This is a genomic window from Arthrobacter sp. 35W (genome assembly GCF_000482545.1).
In the GTDB taxonomy this organism is placed as follows: domain Bacteria; phylum Actinomycetota; class Actinomycetes; order Actinomycetales; family Micrococcaceae; genus Specibacter.
Genome location: NZ_KI519454.1, coordinates 428,639 through 453,900, shown reverse-complemented (window position 1 = coordinate 453,900; position 25,262 = coordinate 428,639). Strand labels below are relative to the sequence as shown.

16 protein-coding genes and 1 pseudogene are annotated in these 25,262 nt (G+C 68.4%); 4 read left to right on the top strand and 13 right to left on the bottom strand.

The features are described 5' to 3' along the window. Window positions 1–2,259 carry a glycoside hydrolase family 3 C-terminal domain-containing protein gene (locus tag K254_RS0101830; RefSeq protein ID WP_026553947.1) on the top strand — a complete coding sequence of 753 codons (2,259 nt, stop codon included), beginning with the start codon at window positions 1–3 and terminating at the stop codon, window positions 2,257–2,259. Window positions 2,260–2,348: 89 nt separating this feature from the next. Here the strand turns inward: K254_RS0101830 and K254_RS21260 are convergent, their stop codons facing one another. The 10 genes and pseudogenes from K254_RS21260 to K254_RS0101780 form a co-directional block, all read right to left on the bottom strand. Next, window positions 2,349–2,567, bottom strand: a complete 219-nt coding sequence (locus K254_RS21260) for a hypothetical protein (protein WP_155848423.1) — start codon at window positions 2,565–2,567, stop codon at window positions 2,349–2,351. A gap of 156 nt (window positions 2,568–2,723) precedes the next feature. After that, window positions 2,724–4,202: pseudogene (gene sucB, locus K254_RS21255) on the bottom strand (2-oxoglutarate dehydrogenase, E2 component, dihydrolipoamide succinyltransferase); the annotation flags it as partial. A gap of 219 nt (window positions 4,203–4,421) precedes the next feature. Next, entirely contained in the window at window positions 4,422–5,774 is a 1,353-nt protein-coding gene (allB, locus tag K254_RS0101815) for an allantoinase AllB (RefSeq protein ID WP_026553946.1), read from the bottom strand. Window positions 5,775–5,875: 101 nt separating this feature from the next. Next, window positions 5,876–6,613 carry an aspartate/glutamate racemase family protein gene (locus tag K254_RS0101810; protein ID WP_026553945.1) on the bottom strand — a complete coding sequence of 246 codons (738 nt, stop codon included), beginning with the start codon at window positions 6,611–6,613 and terminating at the stop codon, window positions 5,876–5,878. 34 nt (window positions 6,614–6,647) lie between these two features. Further along, window positions 6,648–8,135: an NCS1 family nucleobase:cation symporter-1 gene (locus K254_RS0101805; protein WP_035749408.1), complete on the bottom strand. Its 1,488-nt coding sequence runs from the start codon at window positions 8,133–8,135 to the stop codon at window positions 6,648–6,650. Window positions 8,136–8,471: 336 nt separating this feature from the next. Continuing rightward, the gene (locus K254_RS0101800; protein ID WP_026553943.1) at window positions 8,472–9,263 is read right to left on the bottom strand and encodes a DeoR/GlpR family DNA-binding transcription regulator; all 792 of its coding nucleotides are present in this window, start codon (window positions 9,261–9,263) and stop codon (window positions 8,472–8,474) included. Continuing rightward, window positions 9,264–10,124 (bottom strand): class II fructose-bisphosphate aldolase, encoded by an 861-nt coding sequence (locus K254_RS0101795; protein ID WP_026553942.1) that lies wholly within the window; start codon window positions 10,122–10,124, stop codon window positions 9,264–9,266. A 54-nt stretch (window positions 10,125–10,178) separates the two neighbouring features. After that, window positions 10,179–11,117, bottom strand: coding sequence for a 1-phosphofructokinase family hexose kinase (locus K254_RS0101790; protein ID WP_026553941.1), 939 nt, complete (start codon window positions 11,115–11,117; stop codon window positions 10,179–10,181). Continuing rightward, window positions 11,114–12,103: an ROK family protein gene (locus K254_RS0101785; protein WP_026553940.1), complete on the bottom strand. Its 990-nt coding sequence runs from the start codon at window positions 12,101–12,103 to the stop codon at window positions 11,114–11,116. The genes K254_RS0101790 and K254_RS0101785 overlap by 4 nt, the downstream gene beginning before the upstream one ends. A gap of 46 nt (window positions 12,104–12,149) precedes the next feature. Next, window positions 12,150–13,061, bottom strand: a complete 912-nt coding sequence (locus tag K254_RS0101780) for an SIS domain-containing protein (RefSeq protein ID WP_026553939.1) — start codon at window positions 13,059–13,061, stop codon at window positions 12,150–12,152. 382 nt (window positions 13,062–13,443) lie between these two features. Here K254_RS0101780 and K254_RS21250 point away from each other — a divergent pair, with 382 nt between their 5' ends. Next, window positions 13,444–19,275, top strand: a complete 5,832-nt coding sequence (locus tag K254_RS21250) for an endo-alpha-N-acetylgalactosaminidase family protein (protein WP_081709824.1) — start codon at window positions 13,444–13,446, stop codon at window positions 19,273–19,275. A gap of 173 nt (window positions 19,276–19,448) precedes the next feature. Here the strand turns inward: K254_RS21250 and hutI are convergent, their stop codons facing one another. After that, on the bottom strand, window positions 19,449–20,660 hold the full coding sequence (gene hutI, locus K254_RS0101770) for an imidazolonepropionase (protein WP_026553938.1): 1,212 nt from the start codon (window positions 20,658–20,660) through the stop codon (window positions 19,449–19,451). 110 nt (window positions 20,661–20,770) lie between these two features. On the opposite strand from hutI, the gene K254_RS0101765 reads away from it, so the two are divergent. Next, on the top strand, window positions 20,771–21,409 hold the full coding sequence (locus K254_RS0101765) for a LysE family translocator (RefSeq protein WP_026553937.1): 639 nt from the start codon (window positions 20,771–20,773) through the stop codon (window positions 21,407–21,409). Here the strand turns inward: K254_RS0101765 and K254_RS21245 are convergent. After that, on the bottom strand, window positions 21,406–22,707 hold the full coding sequence (locus tag K254_RS21245; protein ID WP_051388676.1) for an amidohydrolase: 1,302 nt from the start codon (window positions 22,705–22,707) through the stop codon (window positions 21,406–21,408). The two genes, K254_RS0101765 and K254_RS21245, sit on opposite strands and share 4 nt — an antisense overlap. A gap of 95 nt (window positions 22,708–22,802) precedes the next feature. Here K254_RS21245 and K254_RS0101755 point away from each other — a divergent pair, with 95 nt between their 5' ends. Next, complete coding sequence (locus tag K254_RS0101755) at window positions 22,803–23,960, top strand: NAD(P)/FAD-dependent oxidoreductase (protein WP_026553936.1); 1,158 nt, start codon at window positions 22,803–22,805, stop codon at window positions 23,958–23,960. Between the two features lie 79 nt (window positions 23,961–24,039). Here the strand turns inward: K254_RS0101755 and K254_RS0101750 are convergent, their stop codons facing one another. Continuing rightward, a complete protein-coding gene (locus tag K254_RS0101750; protein ID WP_026553935.1) occupies window positions 24,040–25,254 on the bottom strand; it encodes a glycine C-acetyltransferase in 1,215 nt (404 codons plus the stop codon). Window positions 25,255–25,262: the final 8 nt, after the last annotated feature.

The following is a 25,262-nucleotide window of genomic DNA, read 5'->3' as shown; positions in this document are numbered from 1 at the left end:
ATGAGCAAGCCCACCGAGGCCCTGTCCGGGCTGACCACCGGGGAAAAGGCGTCCCTTACCAGCGGCGCCAGTTTCTGGAACACCAAGGCCATAGAGCACGCCGGCGTTCCCTCCATCATGCTCACCGACGGCCCCCACGGCGTCCGCAAGCAGCGCGAAGGCGGCGACCACCTCGGCCTGATGGACAGCGTACCCGCCACCTGCTTCCCGCCCGCCGTCGCCCTTGGCTCCATCTGGGACCCGGAGCTGGTGGGACGCGTGGGCGTGGCACTGGGCGAGGAGGCCAAGGCGGAGGGCGTCGGCATCCTGCTGGGCCCGGGCATCAACATCAAGCGCTCCCCGCTGGGCGGGCGCAACTTTGAATACCTCTCCGAGGACCCGTACATCAGCGGCGTCCTGGGCGCAGCCCTGGTCAACGGCCTGCAGAGCCAGGGTGTGGGCGCCTCGCTGAAGCACTTTGCCGCCAACAACCAGGAAACGGACCGGCTGCGGGTCAGTGCCGACGTCGACGAGCGTCCGCTGCGGGAAATCTACCTGCGCGGCTTCCAGCGCGTGGTCACCGAGGCCAGGCCCTGGACTGTCATGTGCTCGTACAACAAGATCAACGGCGTCTACGCCTCGGAGGATCCGTGGCTGCTGACCGACGTGCTGCGCGGCGAGTGGGGCTTTGACGGCCTGGTCGTCTCCGACTGGGGCGCCGTCAATGACAGAGTGGCGGGCCTCGCCGCCGGGCTGGATCTGGAAATGCCCTCCAGCGGCGGCGTGACGGACACGCAGATCGTGGCGGCCGTGGCCGATGGCAGCCTGGACGAGTCCGTCCTGGACACCGCCGCGCACCGGGTCCTCACCATGGTTGAACGCGTGGTCGACGGCGCGGATGCCTCCGCAGGCTACGATGTGCAGGCCCACCACGCACTGGCCCGCGAGGCTGCCGGGCGCGGCATCGTGCTGTTGAAGAACGACGGCGGGCTGCTCCCGCTGGCCCGGGGCGCCAATGTCGCGGTGATTGGCGAGTTTGCCCGTACGCCACGCTACCAGGGGGCTGGCAGCTCGCAGATCAACCCGACGAAGCTGGACAACGCGCTGGACGAGATCCGCGTGCAGGCGCCCGGTGCCGTCTTCGCCGCCGGCTACACCGTGGACAGTGCCGACGGCGAGGACGGCAGCCCTGCCGGCCTCGTGGCGGAGGCCGTTGCCGCCGCGGCCGCCGCCGATGTCGCACTGCTGTTCCTGGGCCTGCCCAGCGGAGACGAATCCGAGGGCTTCGACCGGACGCACCTGGAACTGCCGGCAGAGCAGACCGAGCTGATCGAGGCCGTGCTGGCCGCGAACCCGCGCACCGTCGTCGTGCTGTCCAACGGCAGCGTGGTCCGGCTCTCCGGCTGGGGCCAGCGCGTCCCGGCCATTGTGGAGGGCTGGCTGCTGGGTCAGGCCGGCGGCGGAGCCATCGCCGATGTACTGTTCGGCGTCGTCAACCCCTCCGGCCGGCTGGCCGAGACCATCCCGCTGGAGCTGGCCCACACCCCGGCCTACCTGGACTTCCCGGGCGAAAACTCCCACGTCCGCTACGGCGAGGGCCTGTTTGTGGGCTACCGCTACTACGATGCACGCACCATGGAGGTCAGCTACCCGTTCGGGCATGGCCTGTCCTACACGAGCTTTGGCTACGCCGGACTTGAGGTGGCAGCATCGGAGTCCGGGCTGAGCGTGTCCCTCGACGTGCAGAACACCGGCAGCCGCACCGGCCGCGACGTAGTCCAGGTGTATGTGGGACTGCCGGGATCCGCGGTGGTCCGCGCCCCGCGCGAGCTGCGCGCCTTCGCCACCGTGGCGCTGGAGCCGGGCGAAACCCGCCACATCAGCCTCGACATCCCCCGGGAGGAGCTCGCGTACTGGAACGTACCGGCAAGCGGGTGGACCGTGGAAACCGGCAGCTACACGGTTGAGGTGGGCGCGTCCTCGCGCGACATCCGGCTCTCGGCCTCCGTGGCCGTTGCGGGCGACGACGTGGTGCTGCCCCTGGACACCGATTCGACGCTGGCCGAGTGGATGGCCCACCCGGTGGGCGGACAGGTGCTCGGCGGCGCTTTTGCCGCGGCCCAGGCCTCCGGCGGCGGCGGCGAAATGCTCGCGCTGATGTCCGATCCGTCCCTGGTGAAGATGATCGGTTCGATGCCGCTGGGCCGCATTGCAGCCTTCCCCGGCAGCCCGCTCACCCCTCATGTGCTGGACCAGCTGGTGGCCGCCGGCAACGCCTAGACAGCAAAGAAGGGGGGCTGCCCGGTCGCGGATCCATTGGATCCGTGCACGGGCAGCCCCCCTTCATAGCTGGTCTGCGGGCCGGGCTGCTAGGAGTACTTCACATAGATCCGGAGCCTCCCGGCAACATTCGTGGATCCGGTGCAGGTTTTGCGCATCGTCAGCAGGTTTCGAGGCCCGCAGCGTTCGGACTCCACGCCCAGCTCGGCTGCGAGCGTACGGGCTGCCGTGGCTGTTCCGACGTCGTCAAGCAGGTTCAACGCCAGGCTGCCGGCCCACAGCAGCACAAGCACTCCAAGGGAAACCATGGTCCCGATGATGAGGTGTTTTCGAGTCGTCTGCATTGCCCCATCTTCCCTTGGCTCAACGCTGAGTGATGCCACAAAGGAGGGGCCGTGCAGAAACAGTCCGACTGTTTCCGCACGGCCCCTGCCGTTCAACCGTTTGGCGGTTCCCCTCCGCGTCTAGAGGTTCAACGCCTCAGCGAAGTCGCCGCCCTCGAGGCGCTTCTTCACTGTCTGCAGATAGCGTCCGGCGTCGGCACCGTCGACGATCCTGTGGTCGTAGGTCAGGGACAGGTAGACCATGGAGCGGAAGGCAATGGTGTCGTTGCCGTCCTCGTCCGTCACCACGACGGCGCGCTTGACGATGGCACCGGTGCCCAGGATGCCGACCTGCGGCTGGTTGATGATCGGGGTGTCGAACAGTGCCCCGACCGAGCCGATGTTGGTCAGGCTGAAGGTGCCGCCGGAGAGCTCGTTGGCGCCGATCTTGCCGCTGCGCGTCCGCTGGGCCACATCTGCAATGCCCTTGGAGAGCCCGTCCAGCTTCATTTCGCCGGCACCGAAGACCACCGGCACCAACAGGCCCTTGTCCGTGTCCACGGCGATGGCCAGGTGCTGGTCCTGGTGGTAGGTGATTTCCTGGCGCTCCTGGTCGTAGGAGGCGTTGAGCACCGGGTGCTGCTGCAGGCCTTCGACGACGGCGAGGGCGAAGAACGGCAGGAAGGTCAGCTTCGCGCCGTGTGCCGCGGCGAAGGCGTCCTTGGAGCGGGTGCGCAGCGCGGCGATGCGGGTCATGTCCACTTCGATGACCTGCGTGAGCTGGGTCGAGGTGTCCAGGGACTGGCGCATGCGCTCGGCGATGATCTGCCGGATCCGCGGAGCCTTCACGGTGGTGCCGCGCAGCGGGCTTGCCGGGGCAGCTGCCTTCGGCTGCGCAGCGGCGGCCGGTGCCGGCGCGGCGGGGGCCTGGGCCGGTGCAGCCGGAACCAGGGCGGCCGTAACGGCCGGCGCAGCCACAGCTGCTGCAGGTGCGGCAGCAGGAACGGCAGCGGTGCGTGTCCCGCCCACATCCGATGCGGTGATCCGGCCGCCGGGTCCGGTGGCCGGCACGGCGGACAGATCCAGGCCGCCCTGGCGGGCGAGCTTGCGCGCCAGCGGTGTCGCGTACGGCGTCGTGCGCTCCTGCGCGGCAGCCGGCGCAGGCACAGCCGCCGGAGCGGCAACAGCGGCTGGAGCGGCAACAGCGGCTGCCGCCGGAGCCGCCGCAGCTGCGAAGGACTCCCCCGCCTCCCTGCCTTCGACTACAGGGAGGGGGGAACTTGTGGTGGCCGAAGCCTCTTCAATGCGGGCCAGCGATGCGCCGATCTCGGCCACCCCATCTTCCTTGATGAGGATTTCGGCCAGCCGGCCGGCCCACGGCGAGGGGATCTCGGTGTCGACCTTGTCGGTGGACACCTCCAGCAGCGGCTCGTCCACCTCGACAATGTCGCCAACGTCTTTGAGCCAGCGCGTGATGGTTCCCTCGGTGACGCTTTCACCCAGTTCGGGAAGGACAACAACTCCAGGCATAGGGGCCTCATTCTGTGCAGGTGGGAAGGAGTGCCGCGTCCGCGGACTGCCACAGCCCTCCGTCGTTGGAGCACCATGCCGCGGCGCTGGGCCACGGGACTGCACGTCATCGCGGACCACTGCAGGCGGGCTGCAGCGTGGTCCATCCCTGTTGTGGAACCATCTTACGTCAGATTTTGGATAAATGTTTCCACTTAGTGGAATATGAACAGTTGTGGCGTGCTCGGTCCCTAAACGCAATCCGGCACCAACCCACAGGGGTTGGTGCCGGATTCCGGCGGCTGCACCAAAGCAGCCGCAACAATGCCTCTAGAGTTCGCCGCGGCGCAGGAGCTTGCCGGTGGGGGTCTCCCCATCGATCAGCCCACCGCGCAGGTACGTCTTGCGGACGACCCCGGAGAGCGCCTTGCCGGCGTACGGCGTGATCGGGTTCTTGTGCTTGAGCTTGGTGACGTCGACGACGTACGCATCGTCGGCGGCAAAGACGGCCAGGTCGGCGTCGAAGCCCAGGGCCAGCTGGCCCTTGCGGTGCAGGCCGGCCAGCTCCGCCGGACGCTTGGACATCCAGTTGAGGACCTTCTCCAGGGCGATGCCGCGCTTGCGTGCCTCGGTCCAGATCAGCGACAGGCCAAGCTGCAGCGAGGAAACGCCGCCCCAGGCCACTGCGAAGTCGCCGTTTTCCAGGTCCTTGAGGTCCAGGGTGCTCGGCGAGTGGTCGGTGACGATGCAGTCAATGAGCCCGTCCTCCAGGCCCTTCCAGAGCTTTTCGCGGTTGCTGGCCTCACGGATGGGCGGGCAGCACTTGAAGGCGGTGGCTCCGTTGGGGATCTCTTCGGAGGTCAGCGTCAGGTAGTGCGGACACGTTTCCACCGTCAGGTGCACGCCGTCGGCCTTGGCCGATTCGATCATCGGCAGCGCATCGGAGGAGGACAGGTGCAGGATGTGGGCGCGGGCACCCGTCCAGCGGGCCCGCTCGATGACCTCGGCGATGGCGATGTTCTCCGCGCCGCGGGGGCGGGAGTGCAGGAACTTGTCGTAGTGGTCGCCCTCGGCGGAGGGGGCCCTGTCGATCGCACGGGAATCCTCGGCGTGGACGATCATGACGGAGTCGAAGGACTTCAGCTCTGCCATGTCCTCCTCCATCTCGTCCGCTTCCAGGTGGGGGAACTCATCCACGCCGGAGTGCAGCAGGAAGCACTTGAAGCCGAAGACGCCCTCGTCGTGAAGGCCGCGGAGGTCCTTCTTGTTGCCCGGGATCGCACCGCCCCAGAATCCGACATCAACGAACGCCTGGTCCTTGGCCACCGAGCGCTTCAGGCGCAGGGCCTCGACATTGGTGGTCGGCGGAATGCTGTTCAGCGGCATGTCGATGATGGTGGTGACGCCGCCGGCGGCCGCGGCACGGGTGGCGGAGGCAAACCCCTCCCACTCGGTGCGGCCGGGCTCGTTGACGTGGACATGGGTGTCCACCAGGCCCGGGATCAACGTCTCGTCGTCGGCCAGTTCGATGATCTGGGCACCCTCCAGACCGTTGCCCAACGGCTCAATCGCGGCAATCAACCCGTCGCGCACACCCACTTCACGGGCAACGATGCCCGCGGTGGTGAGTATGCGCTGGCCCCGAAAGACCAGGTCAAACTGGGGCTTGGATGATTCAGACATTTAACTTTTCCCTTGTTCGAATGGTGGATGGGCAGCCGCCGGTTCCCGACGGCCGCCCACTCAAGCACTTGGTTGGATATTGTTCTCTGCGGAAGCGGTTGCTAGGAAGAGACCGGCTGGGCCGACATGGGCCAGCCGATGACTTTCTTGGGCCGGGGTGCGGCGTAGGTGCGGACCTTGGAGGTGGAGAGCCCCATCCGCACCAGGGATTCGGCGATGGTGACGGCGGCGGCGACGCCATCGACCACCGGAACACCGGTTCTGGCGCGGACCTGGTCGTCCAGGCCCGCCATGCCGCCGCAGCCCAGAACGATGACTTCGGCCTTGTCGTCATTGACAGCCTTCTCCGCCTGGTCGACGATGGCCTGCACGGCCCGCTCCGGCTCTTCTTCGAGCTCCAGAACGGCCATGCCGCTGGCCCGCACCGAGGCGCAGCGCGCCTCAAGTCCGGCAAGTTTGAGGCGGTCTTCGATCAGCGGCACCGCGCGGTCCAGCGTGGTGACGACGGAGTACTTGTAGCCCAGGAACATCGCGGTGCTGGCGGCTGCCTCGGTGATGTCCACGACCGGAACGTCCAGCAATTCTTGGAGGCCCTCACGGCCATGCTCCCCGTAGCCTGCCTGGATGACGGCGTCGAACGGTTCCGGGTAGGACAGCACCACGTCCATGACGGCGATGGCGGCCAGGTAGCTCTCGAAGTTTCCTTCACAGGACTCGGCACCGAACTTCGGTGTCAGCCCCACGATTTCCGTGCCGGGTGCCGCTGCGGCCCGGGCTTGGGCGGCGATCGAATCGGTCATGGACTGCGTGGTGTTGACGTTGACGACGAGGATTCGCATGTCTTGTTTCCTTCGTGTTGTGGTGCCGGGGGTGCTAGTGGACGCTGGGGACGGCGATGGGCTCGCCGGAGACGTCGTGGAAGGTGCGGTTGCGGTCCGCGATGGCCAGGTAGACGATCGCGGCGATGCCGGCGGCGAAGAACCAGGAGAAGGAGGACAGGGCGGCCAGGGCCGGGACGAAGGCGATCAGCAGGGAGATCGTCGCGGCGACGGCGAAGGCGATGATGGCGCGCGGGTTGAAGCCGTTCTTGTAGAAGTACGCGCCGTCCTTGACCTCCGTGTAGAGCTCGGGGACGTTGACCTTGGCCTTGCGGATCAGCCAGTAGTCGGCCATGATCACGCCGAACAGCGGGCCGAGCAGGGCGCCCAGGCCGCCGAGGAAGTACACGATGACGGCGGGGTTGTTGTACAGGTTCCAGGGCAGGATGACCAGGCCGATGAGGGCGCTGATCAGGCCGGCGCGGCGGAAGTTCAGCCGCTTCGGGAACAGGTTGGTCAGGGCGTAGATCGGGGCGACGAAGTTGGCCATCAGGTTCACGGCGACGGTGAGGATCAGCAGGGCCAGGGCGGCCATCACCAGCAGGAACGTGTTCGGGATGGTCTCGACAATGTCCGAGGGGCTGGCGATGATCTGGCCGTTGATCCGGTACTGGGCGCCGGCGAGGACGACGACGATGCCGCCGAACAGGAGGGTGTTGATCGGGATGCCCCAGAAGTTGCCCTTGACGATGGACTTGCGGGTCTTGGAGGAGCGGGTGAAGTCGCAGAAGTTCAGCACGAATGTGGCGTAGATGGAGACCCACAGGGCGCCGGCGCCGAAGATTTCACGCCACATGTCCCCGCCCTGCAGGGCGTTGTCGGTGGACCAGGAGATGGAGGATCCGGCCTGGAAGAACATCCACACGGCCAGGGAGACCATGGTGACGAGGATGACGGGGCCGGCAAAGGCCTCGTACTTGCGGATCATGTCCATGCCGTAGGAGACGATGAAGACCTGGATGATCCACAGGCCGATGAAGGTGATCCAGCCCAGGGAAGACAGGCCCAGGATGGAGTTGGTGTCCATCTCCTTCAGCGAGGGGACCAGGGCGATCAGCAGCACGCGCAGGACCAGGGAGGCCAGGTAGGTCTGGATGCCGAACCAGGCGATCGCGACGGCGCCGCGGATCAGGGCCGGGATCTGGGCGCCGTGGATGCCGAAGGCGATGCGGCTCATGACCGGGAACGGGACGCCGGTCTTGTGGCCCATGAAGCCGGAGAAGTTCAGCAGGGCGAAGAGCAGGATGGCCCCGATGCCCAGGGCCAGCAGGATCTGCCAGCCGCCCAGGCCCAGGGCGAACAGGCCCAGGGCGAAGCCGTAGTTCCCGAGGGAGTGAACGTCGTTGGCCCACAGGGTGAAGATGCTGTAGGCGGTCCAGCGGCGTCCGGCGGTCTGCGTCGGGGCGAGGTCCTGGTTGTAGAGCTGCGGGCTCGTGGGCGGCAGGTTGGCCGAGGCCAGTCCGTGCGACGGCGGAGCATGCATGATGTGGTCGATGTGCTCGTGCATCTGGCGGCGGCGGCCCCCGGGCTGGGGTTCCGCAGCTTCATCCGCAAGGGGCGTTTGCCCTGGTGTGAAAGTCATTTTGGGGGCCGATCTTTAGTTCCGCTCCTCGATGTGAGGTTGAACACAACTGTAAATAGATTCGACTAGTTTCGCAATAGGAGATTTGATTTCCATAATGTGGAAGAGCGCATTTGACTTGCCGCCGTTCCTCTGCAGCTGGGAACTGGTGCCTTAAACCACAAATGTCCCGAACTTATTCTCTGCCTGGGGCTCCAAGCGGACAATAAGTTCGGGACAGTGGGATTGTGGCGGCTGCTACTCGGCCGGGGCCACCAGGACATCTATGCCGGATTCATCAAAGGCGGCGAGCTGGGCGGCCGTGATGCCGGAGTCGGTGATCAGCTTGTGGAAGCGGTAGCCCTCCATGGTGGCGAAGGCGCGCTGGCCGATCTTGGAGGAGTCCGCCAGCATGTAGGACTCGGTGGCGCGGCGGGCCATCAGCGAGTTGACGGTGGCCTCGCCCTCGTCGTTGATGGTCGGCCCGACGCCGGGCTCGATCCCGTTGACGCCGATGAAGGCAAAGTCCAGCGCCACCTTCTGCAGGATGATGTCCGTGTACGGCCCCACCAGCTCATAGGAGCGCGGGTTCACGATGCCGCCGGTGACCATGATCTTGAAGTTCGGCCGCACCACCAGCTGCGCCGCAATGTTGATGGCGTTCGTGACAACCGTCAGGGTGGGCCGGTTGGAGGCTTCCATCAGATCGGCACGGGTGGAGAGCACCTGGGCCAGCGCCGTCGACGTCGTTCCGCCGCACAGGCCGATCACCGACCCCTTGGGGATCAGCGCACTGGCCGCCAGGGCGATCTGGTGCTTCTGCTCCGCGTGGTCGTCGCGGTTGTAGCGGCCGGGGAGGTCGTACGCCACCGAACCGGCTGTGGCCCCGCCGCGGGTGCGGCTGAGCAGGCGCTCGTTGGCCAGCGAATCCAAGTCGCGGCGGGCAGTGGCCGGTGAGACACCCAGCTTGGTGACAATGTCATCCACCTCGACGGAGCCGGCCCCGGCCAGCAGATCGAGAATGGCCGTCAGGCGTTCGGTGCGGTTCAACTAGGCCTCCAGCGGCGACAGAATGGTGGCCGTGGCGAAGAGCTGCAACAGGCGCGCCACCTCGGGCACCAGGGCATCCCGCCCGGCCGACAGGTACTTGCGGGAGTCTACTACGGACGGGTTGGCGTCCAAGTATTCGCGCACACCGCGGGTAAAGAAACCATTCAGGTGTGTGGAGACGTTGATCTTGGTCATGCCGGCGGCAATGGCAGCGACGATGTTCTCATCGGACACCCCAGAGGAGCCGTGCAGCACCAGCGGAACCTCAAGCGCGGCCTTCAGGGCGGCGATGCGCTCCAGGTTCAGGGCGGCTGAGCGCTCGGTCATGGCGTGGGAGGAGCCCACGGCCACGGCCAGGGCGTCCACTCCGGTGGCGGCGACGAAGGCCGCGGCTTCCAGCGGATCGGTCAGGACGCCGGGGGCGTGCGCGCCATCCTTGCCGCCGACCTTGCCCAGTTCGGCCTCGATGTAGACGCCGCGGTCGTGGGCGTACGCGGCCACGCGGGCCGTCACCTCGACGTTCTGCTCGTACTCGAAGTGGGCGCCGTCGTACATGATGGAGCCGAAGCCCAGATCCACGGCCTGGCAGGCCAGCGCCTCGTCCTCGGCGTGGTCCAGGTGCACCGCGACGGGCACCGTGGCCTTGCGGGCCGCAGCCAGGGTGGCCAGGGCCACCGGCTCCAGCCCGCCGTGGTACTTGGCGCAATTCTCGGAGATCTGCAGGATCACGGGCAGCCCGGCGGCCTCGGCCCCGGCAATGAGCGCCTCGACGGTTTCCAGGTGGATCACGTTGAACGCGCCCTGGCCGGTGCCCGCCGCTGCTGCGGCATCCATCAGGTCACGGGTGGGGGTCAAAGCCATGGGATTCCTCTTCGTCTGGGGCATGCTTGTCTCGCATGCCGATGGTGCAGGTCTCTAGTGGTGCGTCACGATCAATGCGTCGGCCAGCCGCTGGTGTTCGGGCGAAATCTCCCCGGCTCCGGGCATCAGCACGGCGGCGGCGCTCCAGGCCGTGGCCGCGCGGAGCATGTCCTCCAGCGAACGGTTGCCCGAGGCCAGTACGACGGCGGCGGCGCTGACGGCGGCGTCGCCGGCGCCCGTGGGGTTCCCGGCCAGGGGTGCGGGCAGCTTGGCCTGGATGTACTTCTGCGGCTCCGCGGCGTCGAAGGCAAGCATGCCCTCCTCCCCCACGCTGACCAGCACGCGTTTGGCGCCCAGTGCCATCAGCTTCCGGGCCGCCGTGGGCAGATCGGTTTCGCCCACGGCCTCCATCAGCTCGTGGTTGTTGGGCTTGAGCAGGTCGGCACCGGCGCGGGCGGCGGCCAGGATGCCCTCCCCCGAGGTGTCGATGACGGCCGGGATGCCGGCGCTGTGGGCCAGCGCCACCAGGCCGGGGTAGAAGTCCGCCGGGGCGTTCTGCGGCAGGCTGCCGGAGCCTACCAGCACACCGGCGCCGTCGAGGGAATCGACGACGGCGGCGGCCAGCGCCTGCCATTCCCCGGCTGCCAGTGCGGGCCCCTGTTCGTTGAAGATGCTGGTTTCGCCGTTGACCGTGTCGACCAGCGCGATCGTGCGCCGGGTCTGCGCCGCGACCGGGACCAGACGGTGCGGTACACCGCTGTCGATCAAATCGGCGCGGAACTGCTCGCCCGCGGCGCCGCCCACCGTGGCGATCGCCAGTGTGGGGCAGCCCTGCTGGTGCGCCACGCGCGCCACATTCAGACCCTTGCCGCCGGCCCGGTTCAGCGGGGCGGCCACGCGGTGCGAGGAGCCCAGCGATACGCCTGCCACCTCGTAGGTGACGTCGACGGCCGGGTTGGGCGTCACCGTGACAACGGTCCGAGCCGCCGTCATGACGCGGCCAGCAATGCTCGGGCCTTGAGGGCGGAGCCGATCAGGCCGGCGTTTTCACCCAGCTCGGCGTGGACCAGGTTGGGGCGGCGGTGGAAGGACAGCAGTGCATCGATCCGTGCCGCCAGGGGTTCAAAGAGCGCCGGGCCGGCCATGGAGAGCCCGCCGCCCAGCACCACTGTTTCGGTGCCCAGGATCGATACGCACTGGGCAATGCTGAAGGCCACCGCCTGTACGCCCGTCTCCCAGGCCTTCACCGCGGCCTCGTCGCCGGCCTGGGCCAGCTCGAGCACGGCGCGGGCGCCGTCGACCTCGGTGCCGGTGGCTTTCTGGTAGGCCTGGGCGATGGCCCGGGCGGATCCCACGGATTCCAGGATGGCCGTCGAGCCGTCTCCGGTGGGGACCATGGCGTGGCCCAATTCCCCGGAGTAGCCCCCGCCGCGCACGCGGTGTCCGTCGCAGACCACGGCGCCGGCAATGCCGGTGCCGATGACCATGACGACGACGTCCGAGTGGCCGCGGGCGGCGCCGATCTGCAGTTCCGCCTCGCCGGCCATGGCCACATCGTGGCCAAATGCCACGGGCAGCCTCAGCCGCTCAGTCAGCTTGTCGGTGAACGGGTAGTTGTCCCAGCCCAGATTGGCCGAGAAGATGCCGGTGCCGGCGACCTCATCCACCAGCCCGGGCACCGTGACGCCCACGGCCGCCACGGGGACGTCCGGGTGGTTCGCCTGGTACTCGCGCGTCAGCTCAACGATGCGTTCCACAATGGCGTCCGCCGTCGCCGGACCGCGGCCCGGCTGGCCGCTGTGCGGGGTGGGCAGACGCTTCAGATCGCGGATGTCGATGGCCCCCGGCGCAATGGAGCCGGGCAGCAGGCCCACCTTCATGTCCGTTCCGCCAACATCAAAGGCCAGGACGGTGGGTGCGGCTTCAGCGTCCGAAGCGCTGGGGGCAGGTGACGCCGGGGTCCGGGTCAACGTGTTCATCGATATCCTCGTTCAGTTCAAGCGTGTGTAAAGGCGTGTACTAAACCTATGCGTCCAGAATCACGGAGCGCGTGAGGTTACGCGGCAGGTCCGGGTTCAGGCCGCGCACGCGGGCGCGCTCCAGCGTGACGCGGTGCACGCGGGCCAGCTCGGCCAGCGGGTGCTTGTCCGAGTGGATGTACAGGGCGCCCGTGCGCTCCATGTCCTTGTCCAGGCCCTCGGGCTGCTCGCCGAAGAGCCAGGTGACACGGTTCGGGGCGGCGATGGAGATCGGGCCGTGGCGGTATTCCATGGCCGGGTAGGACTCGGTCCAGCCCTGGACGGCTTCGCGCATCTTCAGGCCGGCCTCGTGGGCCAGGCCGACGGTCCAGCCGCGGCCCAGGAAGGTGAACTGCTCGGCGTCGAGCAGCTCCTGCTCCACCGGGGCGGTGACGGCGCTCTTGGCGTCCTCGACGGCGGCACTCAGGTCCATGCCCACAGAGGTGAGCAGGTAGACAAGCGCGGTGGTGGCGAAACGGGTCTGCACCACCGACTGCTCGTCGGCGTAGGGCAGTTCGACGACGGCGTCGGCCAGGGCCATGATCGGGGAGGTAACGTCACCAACAAGTGCCACGGTGCGCACGGAGCCCTTGAGCTCGGTGAGGATTTCCAGCACCTCGGTGGTGGTGCCGGAGCGGGTGATGGCGACGACGACGTCGTACTGGCGCTCGCTCCCCAGGAAGGCCTCGGAGGCGGCGAAGGGGTCGGTGACACCCTTGCCGGCGGCTTCGCGGGCGACGGCGTAGCTCTGCGCCATGAACCAGGAGGTGCCGCAGCCAATGACGGCGACGCGCTCACCGTCGGCGGGGAGCAGGTTTTCGGCCTGGGCCTGGGCGATGGCCTGGGCCCACACCTCGGGCTGGCTGGTGAGTTCGGCGTCCATGAAGGCACCCAGGGTGGCAGCGGCGGTCTCAGTCATGCTTTCGGATTCTCCTCGTTCTGCCGGGCTCCAGAGCACCGGACGGGTTTCAATGTTCTGCTCGCAATCCTACCACTCAATGATCGTTAGTGACGTAAATACACAGCAAACAATCAGCTTCGATCCGAGCCGTGCGCCACTCCGGGGCCTCCACGGACCATGCCGCGTGCATTGCTTAACGTGGAATCACTCCTTGTAATGCCGATCACAATAGTGCAGGATGGGTCTGATGTTATCCATAACACTCGATCGATCCCGCAAGGGCGCAGTGTTACACCGATAACTCCCACCACCATCCGCCGCGGCGGCCCACGGGGACTCCCCGCCGGAGCGCCGCTGCGCGGAACACGTCACTGAGAAGAAGCCGTACAAGGAGTTGCTGATGTCACCCACTCGTCCACGACGCAGGCTGATGGGGATGGGGGTGGCCGGCGCATTGCTTGCCGGCACCGTCATCCCCCTCGCCATGGCCGCCCCGGCCCTGGCCGTGCCAGGCATAGCCACCATCACCTCGGCAAACCTGTCGGTGGCCGTCTCCACGGCGTTCCCGCAGGCCACCAGCTACACGGACATCGCCACGGGCAAGGTGATGCGCGGCGCCTCCTCGGTGGCCAACACCATCACCATCAATGGCACCGTCCAGCCCGTCACCGTGACATCCGCGCCGTCGGGCTCCGACGCCTTCACGTACGACATCACAGTCCCCGGCATGCCCGGTGTGACGATGAAGGCCAAGCTCAGCGTGGCCAAGAATGTCGTGTCCTTTGACATCACCGAGATCAACGAGACCGGTTCCGCCAAGGTCAACAATCTCCAGATCGTCAACCAGGACCTGGTGAGCGTCGCCTCCGACCAGGCCGGCGCCTCCGTGGCCTCCGCCGTCGTGAGCGTTGACCGTGCCGTCTCCGGCGACACCATCACCCCCATCACCGCGGCCACGCCCGTTGATGCGGCAGCGAAGACCTCCTTCATGGCCATCGCCAACACCTCCGAGCTGGCCGCCGCCATGGAGAGCAACTCCCTCTACGACTCCAAGACTGCCCTCGCCAACGAGGAGCGCGGCCGCTTCTGGCGCCAGACCGTCGCCGACGGTGCGGGCAAGCGCATGGGCATCTCCTCCGGCTCCTGGCTGCGCCGGGCCACCGGCTCCGACCAGGTCGAAAAGGCCCTGCCGAAGGCCACGGTGGCGATCACCGCCGATGCCAACGCCGACGGCGTCGTCGACTGGCAGGACGGCGCCATCGCCTACCGCGGCATCGAGATGAAGCCGGCCGGCGCCGCGGATGTGAAGAACCGCGTGGTCACCCACATCCCCTTCAACTTCGCCTCCCAGGCCACCCACCCCTTCCTGCGCACGCTTGATGACATCAAGCAGATTGCCGAGTCCACCGACGGACTGGGCCAGATGGCGCTGCTGAAGGGCTACGGCTCCGAGGGCCACGACTCGGCCAACACCGACTTCGGCAACAACTTCAACTCCCGCGCCGGCGGCCTGGCGGACATGAACACCCTGCTGGCCGCGGGCGTGGACTACGGCGCAACCTTCGGTGTGCACATCAACAACACCGAGGCCTACCCCGAGTCCAAGTCGTTCAAGGACGGCTTCACCGACCCGTCCAAGCCCGGCTGGGACTGGCTCGAGCAGTCGTACTACATCGACCAGCAGCGCGACATCCTCTCCGGCGACCAGGCCAAGCGCGTCAAGGAACTGGCCGATGCCACGGACGACAACCTGACCATGACCTACGTGGACGTCTACTACGAGTCCGGCTGGTGGAGCCAGCGTCTGCAGGACAGCCTGGTCGAGAACGGGTTCATCGTGGCCTCCGAGTTCGGCTCGGCCATGACCCGCAACAACACCTGGTCGCACTGGGCCAATGACGAGAGCTACGGCGGCAGCACCAACAAGGGCTGGAACTCCCAGATCCTGCGCTTTGCCCAGAACTCCCAGCGCGACATCTGGAACCCGGATCCGCTGCTGGGCACCGCCCACATCGTTGAATGGGAGGGGTGGACCGGCCAGACCGACTACAACGCCTTCCTGAAGAACCTCTGGGACAACAACCTGCCGGTGAAGTTCCTGCAGCAGCAGGAGATCACCAAGTGGGCCCCGGGGAACATCAAGCTGACCAACAATCTCAACGTCACCGGCACCACGCTGGAGGACCGCGTCATCACCCAGGGCGGCAAGACCGTGCTGAACGGCCACAAGTACCTGCTGCCGTGGTCCTCGGATGCCGTGAAGTTCGGCAAGAACGCCCTCGCCGACCCCAATGACACCACGCAGACCAAGCTGTACCACTACAACCGCGACGGCGGCTCGAGCACCTGGGCACTGACCCCGGAGTTCGCCTCGGCCTCCTCGCTGCAGTACTACAAGCTGACCGACAACGGCCGCGTTCTGGTGGGCACCGTTCCCGTCACGGCCGGCTCCGTCACCCTGGATGCAGAGGCCAACACGGCCTACGTACTGGTCGCCAACGCCGCCACCAAGACACTGCCGGACAACCGCAATTTCGGACAGGGCAGCAACGTCAAGGACCCCGGCTTCAACGGCGCAGACCTCACCGGGTGGAACGCCACCGGCGGCGCGGGCCTGTTCACCTTCCCCAACACCTCCGCCACCGCGCGCGGCACCGTTGTGGCCCAGCTGGGCGCCGGGGATTCCTCCATCAGCCAGCAGCTGGGTGCGCTGAACGCAGGGACCTACTCCGTGGGTGCCTGGGTTGAGATCGAGAAGGGGCAAAAGCGCCCCGTGACCCTGAAGGTTGAAACCCCGGGCAAGGCGGCCGCCACCAACACGGTGGACAGCTCCGGAGCCATCAACTACGTGGGCGCCGATGAGAAGCACGACAAGGGCTTCCAGCGCCTGCGGGTGCTGGTCGATGTCGCCAAAAACGGCGACAAGCCCACGCTGACCATCTCCGCCCCGGCCGGTGCCGCCGTCGTGCGCATTGACGACGTCCGCGTCGTCGCCGGCACGCACGTCTCCGCAGCGGATGTGGACCAGCCCGGTGCCACCAATGTGGTCATCGCCGAGGACTTCGAGAATGTAGACCAGGGCTGGTGGCCCTTCGTGAAGGGCGCCTCCGGCGGCTCCACGGACCCCCGCACGCACCTGGCCCCGATCCATGCTCCGTTCACCCAGAAGGGCTGGAACGGCAAGGTGGTTGACGATGTCATCGACGGCGGCTTTTCCCTGAAGGCGCACGAAGAGAACAGCGGCCTGGTCTACCGGACCAGCAACTACTCCGTGCCGTTCACCGCCGGACACAAGTACCGCGTGTCCTTCGACTACCAGTCCGCCATGGCCAACGAGTACGCCTGGGTTCTGGGCTACGACTCGGCCACCGGCCCCGTCCAGACCCAGAGCACGCCGATGGGCAAGGTGACCACCACCACCCGCTGGAACCAGGAGTTCACCGCGAGCGCCTGTGGCCAGAGCTATGTGGGTCTGAACCGCACGGGTTCCACCGCGAACGGCCCGGATGTTTCCATCGACAACCTGTTGATTGAAGACCTCGGCGCTTCCTCCGAGACCCCGGCCTGTGCCCAGCTGACCCTGGCCCAGAGCGGCCCGATCATCGAGCAGGGCGGTGCCGACAATGTCTTCACCACGCGTCTGACCTCCAACGAGCCGGCCGGCGTCACCAACGCCGCCGTCACCCTTGAGGTTCCGGCAGGCTGGACGGCCACCGCCACCACGCCCGCCACCGCCGCAACCCTGGCACCGGGCGCAACGCTGTCCACCACCTGGACGGTCCGGGCTCCGGCCAACGCCGATGGCAACTACAACATCAAGGCGAAGTCCAGCTACACCACCACGGCCGCCCCCATCGGCGCCCGTGCAGCGGAGAACACGCTGGGCGTCTACACCCTCCCGCACCCGCCCACCACCGACACGTTCGCCTCGGACATGCAGTGGATCGGCACCCCCACCAATGGCTGGGGACCGGCGGAGAAGGACAAGGCCAACGGTGAGCAGGGGCCCAGCGACGGTCCGGCGCTCCGGCTTGGCGGCACCACCTATGAGAAGGGTCTGGGCACCCACGCCGACTCGAGCATCCGCTACTTCCTGGGCCGCCAGTGCTCGGCGTTCACCGCTCTGGTGGGCATCGATAACAAGCAGACCCGCGGCACCGTGCAGTTCGCCGTCGTCGCCGATGGCACTGAGGTGTTCCGCTCGGCCACGCAGGTGGGCGGCGGCACTCCCCTGGCGGTCAATGTTCCGCTGGCCAATGTGAACTACGTTGACCTCAAGGTGGACAAGACCGCAGACGGCAACGGCAATGACTGGGCCGACTGGGTGAACGCGAAGTTCGCCTGCGCCGACAAGACCCCCGGTCTGGTGCTGGCCCCCGTGGCCAACCCCACCGGTCCGGTGGAGCAGGGCAAGGACGTCACGGTCACGGTGGGCGAGCTGAAGGCCGGCTCCGTGGCAACGTTCAAGCTGGGTGGAGCCGTTGTGGGCACCGAAACGGCCAACGCCTCCGGCGTGGCCACGTACGTGCTGCACATCGCCGACACCACCCCTGCCGGTCCGGCAACCGTGACAGTCACAGGCACCGACAAGAACGACCGCGCCGCCACCGGCACGCTAGCGCTGACCGTCACCTCTCCCGGCCCCACGGGTCCGGGAACGGATGTCTTCGCCTCCGATCTGGACTGGGCGGGAACCCCCGCCAATGGCTGGGGTCCGGTGGAGAAGAACCTGAACAACGGTGAGGAGGGCACCGGAGACGGCGCCGCTCTCATCCTGGACGGGAAGCCCTACGCCAAGGGTCTGGGCACGCACGCCAACTCCTCCGTCACCTACGCCGTCAACGGCAAGTGCAGCTACTTCTCCTCGGACATCGGCATTGACGATGCGAAGCTGCCCAAGGCGCACCGTGGCAACGTGGTGTTCTCCGTGGTGGGCGATGGCAAGGTTCTTGCCACCTCCGCCCAGCTGACGGTGGACTCCCCCACCACCAAGATCACCGCCAATCTGGCCGGCGTGCAGAACGTCGAACTGAAGGTTGACCTGGTGATGGTGGATGGCAAGACGGGCGACGAGTGGGCCGACTGGGCCGGCGCCGCGTTCCGCTGCGACGATGAAACCCCGGCCCTGGTGCTGGCCCCCGTCGTCGACGGCGGCAACGCCGTGGAGCAGGGTTCCACGCACACCGTCACGGTGGCCGACCTCAAGTCCGGCACCGAGGCTTCGCTGGAACTCGACGGCGAGGAGGTGGACACCGCCACGGTGGCCGCCAACGGCACCGCAGAGTTCACTCTGGCCATCCCGGCCGACGCCGAGCTGGGCACCGCCGAACTGGCCGTCTTCGGCACCGACCACAACGGCAAGGACGCCACCGGAACGCTCAACCTCTCCGTCACGGCCAAGCCCATTCCGGTGGATCTGGGCATCGCCGTCGCCGGCGGTGCGGAGTTGACCATCGGCAAGGAGGCCACCATCACGGTGTCCAACCTGGCCGCCAACGCCGAGGCCACGCTGTCCCTGGCGGGCAAGGAGCTGGGCAAGTCCACCGCCGACGCACAGGGCCGGGCCACCTTCAGAGTGACCCTCCCGGGCGGCGCAGCGACGGGCATCGCCGAGCTGAAGGCCGCGGGCAACGGCTCCAACTCCCTGGCCGCAACGGGCACCCTGTCCGTCACCGTCAAGGCCGCCGACGCCGTCGACCCCCTCCCCGAGGTGGTCTCTCCGGCCCTGGATGTGGACGCCGGATCGCTCACCGCCGGTGGCACCATCACCGTCACGGTGCCGGGCCTGCTCCCGGGCAGCGAACTGCGCGTGGAACTGCACTCCGATCCCGTGGTGCTGGGCACCGTGGTGGCCGATGAGAACGGCGTCGCCACCCTGGCCGCCGTGATCCCCGCGGGCACCCCGGCCGGAGACCACCGCATTCTCGTGTTCGGCACGGCAGGCAACGGCCTGGCCGCGCAGGGCAACATCAACGTGGCCGTGCTGGCCACCGATGGCCAGAACCCCGGAACCGGCGGCCCCGGCACCGGTGGTCCCGGCACGGGCACCCCGGGCGATGGCACCCCGGGTGCCGGCGGCAACGGCGCGGGCTCCGGCACGACGCCGGATGCCTCCGATCCGCTGGCCTACACCGGATCCACGGTGCTGCCGATCGTCGGACTGGCCCTGCTGGTGCTGATTGCCGGCGCCGTGGTGCTGGTCATCCGCCGCCGCGGCAACCGGGCCATCTAGCCCGGACGGCCCCGCTGCCCTCCCCCGAGGGCGGGCAGCGGGGCCGGCAGGACAAACACCAGGGGCGGTGCCCTTCCTCCAGTAATCCTGGAGGAAGGGCACCGCCCCTTTGCCGTCTGGTTCGCCTGGTTCTTCTGGTTCGTCTAGGTCGCCTGTGCCGGAGCCGCGGACGGCTAGAGCTGGCGGACGCCCTTGCGCCAGACGCCGTGCGTCATCGGCATGCCCGGCCGGTAGGCCAGGTGGGTGGCCGAGGGCGCGTTGAGCAGGTGCAGGTCCGCACGGTGGCCCACGACCAGCGAACCGACGGCGCGCTGCCCGTCGGCATCCGTGCCGCGTTCGCGCCCCAGGGCCAGGGCGCCGCCGTAGGTGGCAGCATGCACGGCCTCTTCAACGCTGAGCCCCATCTGCAGCACGGCGGTGGAGACGCAGAAGTTCATCGAGGAGGTGTAGGAGGTGCCCGGGTTGCAATTGGAGGCAATGGCGACCTGCACTCCGGCGTCCAGCAGCGCCCTGGCCGGCGCCAGCGGGGCCCGGGTGGAGAGGTCGCAGGCCGGCAGCACCGTGGCCACCGTTCCGCGGGCACCGGTGCCCGCGGCGGCGTCCCAGCCGGCCCAGCTGCCGGCGAGCGCGGCGATGTCGCCGTCGTCGAGGAAGTTCACATGGTCCACACTGGCGGCGCCGAATTCCACGGCCAGACGGACGCCGGGGCCGGTGCCCAGCTGGTTGCCGTGCACCCGCAGGCCCAGCCCGGCCGCGGCGCAGGCGGCCAGCACCCGCCGCGACTGCTCCTCGGTGAAGGCGCCCCGCTCGCAGAACACATCGGCCCAGGTGGCGTAGGGCCGCACGGCCTCAAGCATCGGGCCGCAGACGAGGTCCGTGTACTCCTCGGCGTCGGCCCCGGCGGGCACCAGGTGGGCGCCAAGGTACGTCACCTGGTCCACGACGGCGGCCGCAATGCGGGCGCTGCGGGCCTCCTCGGCCACCGTCAGTCCGTAGCCCGTCTTGGTTTCCAGGAAGGTGGTGCCGCCGGCCACGGCCTCGGCCACGCGGGCGGCGGCCAGCTCCGTGAGCTCGGCGTCGGAGGCGGCACGGGTGGCCCCGGTGGTGGTGCCGATGCCGCCGGCGCTGTAGCTGGCCCCGGCCATCCTGGCCTCGAATTCGGCGGTCCTGTCGCCGGCAAAGATCAAATGCGTGTGCGAATCGACCCAGCCGGGCAGCACGGCCCGCCCACCGGCGTCGACCATGGTGTCCGCGGCAGGGGCGCCGGCGGCGTCGCCGATCCACGCTATCCGCTCCCCCTCCAGCACGACGGCGGCACCGCGGCGGGTGCCGTGCCCGGCGTCCTGGGTCATCAATTCGCCAATGTTGGTGATCAATTCGCTCATCCCCCCAGCCTAGGTGCGCCTCCCGCAGCGCACCCGTGCGGCCGCGAAACGGGCGTCTGTGCCCCCGGACAGTTGGCCGGTTTGGCGACGATGCCCCATCATTGACTCTTGTGAGCGTTGTAACCCTGCTGGCCTTTGCCGGACTCTGCCTGATCCTTGCCGTGACCCCCGGGCCGGACACCTTCCTGGTGCTGCGCATCGCCCTGAACCGGCCCAGCGCCGCGATTGCCGCCGCGGCTGGATCCGCCGTGTCGGCCATTGCCTGGGCGGCCCTGGTGGGCGTGGGGTTGGCGGCCGTGCTGGAGCAGTCGGCGGAGGTGTTCCGCTGGCTCAAGATCGCCGGCGGCGCCTACCTTCTCTACCTCGGCGTCTCCTCCTTCCTGCGCGCCCGCAAGGCCGGCGCCTTGGCGGCGGACGGCGTCGAGCGCAAACCCCAGCAGTACAGCCGCTGGGCGGCCTTCGGCTCCGGCGCCCTGTCCACCATCCTCAACCCCAAGGTGGGCCTGTTCTACCTGGCCGTGGTGCCGCAGTTCCTCCCCCACGGCGGCGACACCATGGGCACCGCCTTGATGCTGGGCACCATCCTGGCCACGATTGGCTTCCTCTACCTTGTGCTGGTGGCGGCCATTGCGGCCAAGGCCATGGGCTGGCTGCGCCGGCCAAAGGTTGCCACCATCTTTGAACGCGCCACGTCCGGCATCCTCGCGGCCCTTGGCGTGGGAGTCATCGCCTCCAGCGCCACCAGCTAGCCGGCCGCCTGCTCTTCTGCCTCCGCCTCCCCGGCGGGGTGCACGAAGGTGCCGCTGTCGAACCATTCCAACGCAGCCACGGACAACGCCCCCACGCCCATCTCCAGCGTCGGGCTGATGACGGGGGCATAGTGCGGGGAATGGTTGGACGGGATGTCGCTGTCAGTGGTCCCGGCGCTCTGGGCCGCGGCGAATGCCACCGGATCCGCGCCGCCCAGGAGCCAGTACACCAGCGGCACCCCTGCCGCCGTCGAGAACTCCCCCACATCCTCGCTCCCGGTGACAGCGCCGGGGTCCATCACGCGCTCCTCGCCAAAGGCTGCCTGGAAGGCCCCCACCGTACGGGCCGTGGCCGCGGGATCATTGTGGAGCACCGGGAAGGACTCGGCCAGGGTGATCTCGGGCTCCCGATCCGCCCCGGAGGCCGCTGCCTCGGCGGAGATGATGCGCCGCAGGGCGGCCACGCTGCGCTCGCGCACGGCCGTGTTGGTCGTGCGCAGAGTCAGGCCCAGGGTGGCCTCGTCGGGAATGATGTTGTTTTTGGTGCCGGCATGCAGCTGCCCCACGGTCAGCACCGCCATGTCGGTCCCCGCTGTGTCGCGGGAAACCACCGTCTGCAGGCGCATGACGGCGGCAGCGGCCATGACCACCGGATCAATGGTGGTCTCCGGCCGCGAACCGTGCCCGCCCCGGCCGAACAGGCGCACATTGAAGGAATCGGCGCCGGCAAAGGCGTCGCCGGCATGCACGCCCACCACACCGGCGGGGGCCGGGGCCACATGCTGCCCCAGCACCACGGTGGGGGCCGGCACCAGATCGAAGAGGCCGTCGTCGATCATGGCCTTCGCCCCGGAACCTGCCTCCTCGGCGGGCTGGAACACCACCACCAGGGTGCCCGACCAGTGCTCCCGGCAGCCCAGCAGCACCTCGGTGGCCCCCAGCAGGCAGACCACGTGGACATCATGGCCGCAGGCGTGCATCACGGGGACGTCGTGGCCCTCCGGATCCGTGCCGCGGGCGGTGCTGGCATAGTCGAGTCCGGTGTCCTCCAGCACGGGCAGGGCGTCCATGTCCGCCCGCAGCAGCACAGTGGGGCCCTCGCCGTTGCGGGCAATGCCCACCACGCCCGTGCGGCCGACGCCGGTGGACACCTCCAAGCCAAGGGCTTTCAGACGGCCGGCCACGATGCCCGCCGTCCGGTGCTCCTCGAAGGACAGCTCCGGATGGGCGTGCAGATCCTTGTACAGCTCCACCAACCGTGCGGCGGTCACTTTCGCGTTTGCCAATACCTGTGTCATTGCACGCGTCCTCTTGTCTCGGCCCCATTGCTGCGTTTGGCACCACCCTAGCGGCTCCGTTGGCCCGATGGATGGTTCTCTGCCACGATGGCCCTATGGACTGCGATGTATTGATCATTGGCGGCGGCGTGGCCGGGCTGTCGCTGGCCTGGCGGCTGGCCGGCACGGCCTCGGTGGTGCTGGTGGAGGCCGAGGAGACGCTGGCGTACCACACCTCCTCCCGCTCGGCCCGGCAGTTGCAGCCCAGCTACGGTCCGGGCCCGGTCCAGGAACTGACCCGCCGCACCATTGCCACCGTGCAGCAGATTTCCGCCGGACTTGGCGCCTCCATCCTCAGCCCGCGGCCGGAGGTCATCATCGGCACCGCCGGGCAGGTATCGGGCCTGACCTCCGCAAACCCCATCCTGAAGCCACTGGAGCACGCCGATGCCCTGCGGCTCAGCCCGGATCTGCGCCCGGCGGCCTTCGAGGCGGCCTGCCTGGACGATTCAGCCCTGGAGGTGGATGTCCCGGCGCTGCTGGAGTTCTACCGCGCCGGGGCCGTTGCCGCCGGGGTCCGGATCCTGACCGGGGCACCGGTGCACACCGCCTCGCGGACGGCATCCGGCTGGACCGTGGGCGCCGGTTCCTCCGCCGTCCACGCCGCCGTCGTCGTCAATGCCGCGGGCGCCTGGGTGGATCCGGTGGCAGTGGTCTTTGGCGTTTCAACGCTGGGCCTGACGCCGCACCGGCGCACCGCCGCCCTGTTGGCGACGGCCACCCCTGTCAATCCCGCCGGCGTCATGGTGGCAGCGGCCGACGATTCCTTCTACTACCGCCCGGACGGTGCCCACCTGCTCGTTTCACCCTGCGAATCGGTGCCCAGTCCGCCCGAAGATGCGCAGGTCCACTCCGGGGACATCGAGGCGCTGGCCCGCCGGCTGGACTCGGTCACCACCCTGGGGCTGGGCGCCGTCGTCAAGGCCTGGACCGGGCTGCGGACCTCGCCCAAGGACGGGCTGCCGGTGGTGGGCTTCGATGCCGAGGCGCCGGGCTTCTTCTGGCTGGCCGGCCAGGGCGGCTACGGCATCCAGACCTCCGCCGCGCTGGCGGAGTTGGCCGCGGAACTCATCGCGGCAGGCGCCGGACACCCGGGCCGCCACGGCGGCACCGCAGTCGGGCCTGGCACCGGGGAGCCACGCCCAGGCACCGCCGCCGGGCGCCTCTCCCCCGCAGACCAGACCCTCGCCGAGGCCCTCAGCCCCCTCCGCTGACCCCTCTTGCATCCGTGCGACAGAAAACGTCCCCAAACCGGTGGTTTGGGGACGTTTTCTGTCGCACAGATGGGGGCTGCTAGGCGGTCAGGGCGGCGCGGCCGGCGATGAACGCCTGCACGCAGGCCTCGACGTCGTCGGCGCTGTGGGCGGCGGAGAGCTGCACCCGGATGCGGGCGGCGCCGCGCGGCACCACGGGGAAGCTGAACGCCGTGACAAACACGCCGTGCTTGAGCATCTCGTCGGCGATCCGGGAGGCGACGACGGCGTCGCCGAACATCACCGGGACGATGGCGTGTTCGCCGTCGAGCAGGTCAAAGCCCTCCTCCGTCATGCGGCGCCGGAACAGCGCGGCGTTCTCGAACAGGCGTGCGCGCAGCTCGGCCGAGCCGGCCACCAGGTCCAGTGCCTTCATGGTCGCCGCCACGATGGCCGGGGCCAGGGAGTTGGAGAACAGGTAGGGGCGGGCCTTCTGGCGCAGCATGGCGACAATCTCGCCGCGGCCGGAGACGTAGCCGCCCGAGGCGCCGCCCAGGGCCTTGCCGAAGGTGCCGGTGTAGATGTCCACACGGTCCGAGACGCCTGCGTGCTCGGGGGTGCCGGCACCGGTGGGGCCCATGAAGCCGACGGCGTGGGAGTCATCCACCATGACCAGGGCATCGTACTTGTCGGCCAGATCGCAGATGGCGGCCAGCGGAGCCAGGAAGCCGTCCATGGAGAACACGCCGTCGGTGACGATCACCGTGCGGCGGGCGCCGGCGCCGTCGTTCAGGGCCGCTGCTGCCTGCAGCTGGGTCTCCAGATCGGCCATGTCCTGGTTGGCGTAGCGGAAGCGTGCAGCCTTGGACAGGCGGATGCCGTCGATGATGGAGGCGTGGTTCAGCGAGTCGGAAATGATCGCATCTGCCGGGCCGAAGAGGGACTCGAAGACGCCGCCGTTGGCATCGAAGCAGGAGGAGAACAGGATGGTGTCCTCGGTGCCCAGGAACGCCGAGACGCGCGATTCCAGGGCCAGGTGCAGATCCTGGGTGCCGCAGATGAAGCGCACGGAGGCCATGCCGAAGCCGCGCTCGTCCATGGCGGTCTTGGCGGCGTCGATGATCTCCGCGTGGTCGGCCAGGCCGAGGTAGTTGTTGGCGCAGAAGTTCAGCACCGGTGCCGTGGCGGCATCCAGCGGTCCGGCCTGGATGTGGCTGGACTGGGCGGTGGTGATCTGGCGCTCGGACTTGAAGAGGCCGGCGGTGCGCAGCTCGTCCAGCTCGGTGGCCAGCTGGTCTTTCATGGAGGAGTACATAGCGGTTC

What these genes read in the sequence shown, in the direction of transcription:
- K254_RS0101830 (WP_026553947.1), top strand. Translation starts at nt 1, where the DNA reads ATGAGCAAGCCCACCGAGGCCCTGTCCGGGCTGACCACCGGGGAAAAG.
- K254_RS21260 (WP_155848423.1), bottom strand. Translation starts at nt 2,567, where the DNA reads ATGGTTTCCCTTGGAGTGCTTGTGCTGCTGTGGGCCGGCAGCCTGGCG.
- allB (WP_026553946.1), bottom strand. Translation starts at nt 5,774, where the DNA reads ATGTCTGAATCATCCAAGCCCCAGTTTGACCTGGTCTTTCGGGGCCAG.
- K254_RS0101810 (WP_026553945.1), bottom strand. Translation starts at nt 6,613, where the DNA reads ATGCGAATCCTCGTCGTCAACGTCAACACCACGCAGTCCATGACCGAT.
- K254_RS0101805 (WP_035749408.1), bottom strand. Translation starts at nt 8,135, where the DNA reads ATGCATGCTCCGCCGTCGCACGGACTGGCCTCGGCCAACCTGCCGCCC.
- K254_RS0101795 (WP_026553942.1), bottom strand. Translation starts at nt 10,124, where the DNA reads ATGGCTTTGACCCCCACCCGTGACCTGATGGATGCCGCAGCAGCGGCG.
- K254_RS0101790 (WP_026553941.1), bottom strand. Translation starts at nt 11,117, where the DNA reads ATGACGGCGGCTCGGACCGTTGTCACGGTGACGCCCAACCCGGCCGTC.
- K254_RS0101785 (WP_026553940.1), bottom strand. Translation starts at nt 12,103, where the DNA reads ATGAACACGTTGACCCGGACCCCGGCGTCACCTGCCCCCAGCGCTTCG.
- K254_RS0101780 (WP_026553939.1), bottom strand. Translation starts at nt 13,061, where the DNA reads ATGACTGAGACCGCCGCTGCCACCCTGGGTGCCTTCATGGACGCCGAA.
- K254_RS21250 (WP_081709824.1), top strand. Translation starts at nt 13,444, where the DNA reads ATGTCACCCACTCGTCCACGACGCAGGCTGATGGGGATGGGGGTGGCC.
- hutI (WP_026553938.1), bottom strand. Translation starts at nt 20,660, where the DNA reads ATGAGCGAATTGATCACCAACATTGGCGAATTGATGACCCAGGACGCC.
- K254_RS21245 (WP_051388676.1), bottom strand. Translation starts at nt 22,707, where the DNA reads ATGACACAGGTATTGGCAAACGCGAAAGTGACCGCCGCACGGTTGGTG.
- K254_RS0101755 (WP_026553936.1), top strand. Translation starts at nt 22,803, where the DNA reads ATGGACTGCGATGTATTGATCATTGGCGGCGGCGTGGCCGGGCTGTCG.
- K254_RS0101750 (WP_026553935.1), bottom strand. Translation starts at nt 25,254, where the DNA reads ATGTACTCCTCCATGAAAGACCAGCTGGCCACCGAGCTGGACGAGCTG.